This is a genomic window from Moorena sp. SIO4A1, assembly GCF_010672065.1.
Taxonomy (GTDB): Bacteria; Cyanobacteriota; Cyanobacteriia; order Cyanobacteriales; family Coleofasciculaceae; genus Moorena.
Window position 1 is genome coordinate 1 of record NZ_JAAHHX010000668.1, and the last position, 1,524, is coordinate 1,524.

The 1,524-nt window shown below is 40.1% G+C and carries 3 protein-coding genes; all 3 read left to right on the forward strand.

All coding sequences use genetic code 11. The features are described from left to right. On the forward strand, nt 1-413 hold a 413-nt coding region (locus tag F6K53_RS41750), incomplete at its 5' end, for an IS607 family transposase (protein ID WP_293086291.1). After that, complete coding sequence (locus F6K53_RS46335) at nt 310-1,245, forward strand: transposase (RefSeq protein ID WP_366511441.1); 936 nt, start codon at nt 310-312, stop codon at nt 1,243-1,245. The genes F6K53_RS41750 and F6K53_RS46335, both read left to right, overlap by 104 nt. Nucleotides 1,246-1,308: 63 nt before the next feature. Beyond that, a partial coding sequence (locus F6K53_RS41760; protein ID WP_293086295.1) for a zinc ribbon domain-containing protein occupies nt 1,309-1,524 on the forward strand: 216 nt, incomplete at its 3' end.

The window sequence follows — 1,524 nt, forward strand, 5'->3', positions numbered from 1 at the left end:
TGTATGCCAGAGTTTCAAGCCGCTCTCAAAAAGCCGATCTTGAGCAACAAGTACAGTTTCTCAAGTCTCGTTACCCAGAAGCAGAGATTATCAAAGACATCGGGAGCGGGCTTAACTTCAGAAGAAAAGGTCTTCAATCCTTATTGGACAGAGTTCTCGGCGGTACTTGCAAGTATATTGTCGTTGCCCACAAAGATAGGCTTTGCCGCTTTGGGTTCGATCTTATCTCATGGCTGTGCTCTAAATTCCAAACTAAAATACTGGTTCTCGACGAAAAGAACCTCAGCCCAGAGCAAGAAATGGTTGAAGATGTTCTTGCGGTCATCCACGTCTTCAGCTGTAGGTTGTACGGACTCAGAAAGTACAAAAATAAAATCATTGAAGACAACGACTTACCGCGTATATCCAAGTAAAGAACTTGAGAGTATATGGAAGAAATGGGTTTCCGCTGCTAGAAAAGTATATAACATATCGATTGAGCAGCTAAACAAAAACCAAGGGTATACAAAGGTAGGTAAGAAGGGAGGGAAGCATGGTTTTAGGACTTGGTTGAAACAGTCTGGACTTATCCCGGAGTGGTGCAAAAATCAAAATGTATCTAAAATACTTGATAATGCTTCAATGGAGGCATATACAGCCTGGAAAGAGACAGCAAAACAGCCCTTATTTATAGGCTTTGGCAAAAAACGAAAACCAAATCTACAAGCTGGATTAAAAATAGCCAAATTTCGTAGTGTGCGGAATCAGAAGCAAACAATCCAGTTTGATCCCACAGCTTACAAGGCTGGCAGATGGATGGTATCTACTACCAAACATTTACCAAAGCCTGAGTTTAAGGGTCATGATCACTGCATATTGACAGATGGGTCTACAGAGCTTACTTATAACAAAGGAAGGTGGTTTGCTCATTTTCCAGTTGAGTTTGAGACTGAGCCTACTCACACTCAAAAGGTTATAGCTTTGGATCCTGGAGTTAGGACATTCATGACTGGGTTTGACGGAGGTCAGTTTTTAGAATTTGGGATTAATGACTTTCAGAGAATAGCTAAACTTTGCTCTTATCTAGATAAATTAAAGAGCAAACATGATAGTTTGAAAGGGAATTATAACAAGCATCGACGCTATCGATTGAAGATAGCTATGGAAAAAGTTAGGACTAAGATAAAAAACCTAAGGAATGAAATCCACAAACAAGTAGCTTCCTATTTAGCCAGAAATTACGACGTAATTATTCTTCCTACCTAAGAGACCTCGCAAATGGTCGTAAAGAAGAAGCGAAAGTTAAAAAGCAAGACAGCCAGGGCTATGATGACCTGGGCGTTCTATCAGTTTTCTCAGATTTTAGAACATTTGTGTAACCGGTATGGTTCCAATTTGGTGAGAATAACAGAAGAATATACTTCATTGACTTGCACAAAGTGTGGGCATGTTCATAGAAAACTTGGTAGCTCTAAGAACTTTAAATGCCCAAAATGTGGTTACGAGATCGATAGAGATTTCAATGGAGCCGTCGGGATTTTCCTG